The 1983-nt window shown below is 61.8% G+C and carries 2 protein-coding genes; both read right to left on the bottom strand.

All coding sequences use genetic code 11. The features are described from left to right. On the bottom strand, positions 1 to 326 hold a 326-nt coding region (locus INF86_RS16460; RefSeq protein WP_193543724.1), incomplete at its 3' end, for an efflux RND transporter permease subunit. Then, positions 327 to 1983 (bottom strand): efflux RND transporter permease subunit (locus tag INF86_RS22520; RefSeq protein ID WP_227414809.1); only part of this gene is annotated, 1657 nt, incomplete at its 5' end.

Raw genomic sequence — 1983 nt, 5'->3', positions numbered from 1 at the left:
TGGACGTCGCGCGCCGCACCGTTGATATCCCGGTCGAAGTTAAATTCCAGAATGATGCGCGTGCTGCCCAGCGAACTGCTGGAGGTCATCTCGTTAACCCCGGCAATTCGCCCAAGCGATCGCTCAAGCGGCGTCGCCACCGATGAGGCCATGGTTTCCGGCGAGGCACCCGGCAGCGAGGCGCTGACCATGATCACCGGGAAATCGACCTGCGGTAGCGGGGCCACCGGCAGCAGCCGGAAGCCGAGCACGCCGCACAGGGTGATAGCGACGGAGAGTAAAATCGTCGCCACCGGACGGTAAATGAAGAGGGCGAAAAACTTCACTTACGCCTCCTCTTCACGTTTCGGGAAGCGGCTTTTCGTCCACAGGGCCAGACGGTCAAACAGCAGGTAGATAACCGGCGTGGTAAACAGCGTCAGCACCTGGCTCACCAGCAGACCGCCGACCATGCCGATGCCCAGCGGACGGCGCAGTTCGGCCCCCACGCCGGTGCTCAGCATCAGCGGCAGCGCGCCCAGCAGGGCGGCGAGAGTGGTCATCAGGATCGGGCGAAAACGCAGCAGGCAGGCCTGGTAAATGGCCTCGCGCGGCGCCATACCCTGCTCGCGCTCGGCGGCCAGCGCAAAGTCGATCATCATGATGGCGTTTTTCTTCACGATGCCGATAAGCAGGATGATGCCGATGATCGCAATCACGTCCAGTTCGCTCCCCGCCAGCATCAGCGCCAGCAGCGCCCCCACGCCCGCCGTCGGCAGGGTGGAGAGGATGGTGATCGGGTGGATGAAACTCTCATACAGCACGCCAAGCACGATATACATCGCCACCACCGCCGCGACAATCAGCCAGACGGTGCTGCCCAGCGCGGCCTGGAACGCCAGCGTACTGCCCTGGAACTGGGTCTGAATATCGGACGGGAAGCTGAGTTCTTTCTCCGCGCCCAGAATGGCCTCCACCGCTTCGCCCAGGGAATACCCGTCCGGCACGTTGAACGAAATGGTGGTTGACGGGAACTGATCGAGATGGTTAATCGACAGCGGGGTGTGGCGCTCTTCCACGCTGGCAATGGCGCTGAGCGGCACAATCCCGCCGTCTTTGCTGGTCAGGCGTATCGAGTCCAGCGCGGCAAGCCCGGGCGTGTTCTCGGTGTTATGTTCCAGCACCACGCGATACTGGTTGGCCTGGGTGTAAATGGTGGAGATCAGTCGCTGACCAAAGGCGTTATACAGGGCGTTATCCACGTCGGACATGGTAATGCCCAGACGGCTGGCGGTGTCGCGGTTGACGTTCACGTACGCCGCCAGCCCTTTATCCTGCCAGTCGCTGCTGACGTCAGAAACCTGCGGCAGTGCTTTCAGCTTATCCACCAGCTGCGGCACCCAGGTGCTGAGTGCATCAAGCGAGGTGGCCTGGAGCGTAAACTGGTACTGCGTGCGGCTCACCTGCGTATCAATGGTTAAATCCTGGATCGGTTGCAGATACAGCTCAATGCCCGGCACGCGCGCCACCGCGCTTTGCAGTCGCTCAATTACCGCGTTGACGCGATCGTCGCGGTCATCGAGCGGTTTAAGGTTAATTTGCAGGCGCGCGCTGTTGAGCGACGGGTTGGTGCCGTCCACGCCCACGTAGGCAGTCAGGCTTTCCACCGCCGGATCTTTCATGATGATCTCAGACACCTGCTGCTGGCGCTGCGCCATGTTGGCGAAGGAGACCGTCTGCGGCGCCTGAAGCGTGCCCTGAATAATGCCGTTGTCCTGAATCGGGAAGAAGCCTTTCGGAATGAAAATCCACAGCATCACGCTGAGCGCCAGGGTGCCGAGCGCCACGCCGAGCGTCGCCCAGGGATGGTTCAGGACTTTCGCCAGCACGCGGCCGTAGGCGGCGATAATGCGCTCGAACATCCGCTCGGAGGCGCGCGAGAAGCGGTTTTGCTTGCGCAAAGATTCGTGGCTCAGCATGCGGGCGCACATCATCGGCGTTAGC

Source organism: Enterobacter cloacae complex sp. I1M (assembly GCF_014982425.1).
GTDB lineage: Bacteria > Pseudomonadota > Gammaproteobacteria > Enterobacterales > Enterobacteriaceae > Enterobacter > Enterobacter intestinihominis.
This window is presented reverse-complemented; position numbering and strand designations above follow the sequence as displayed.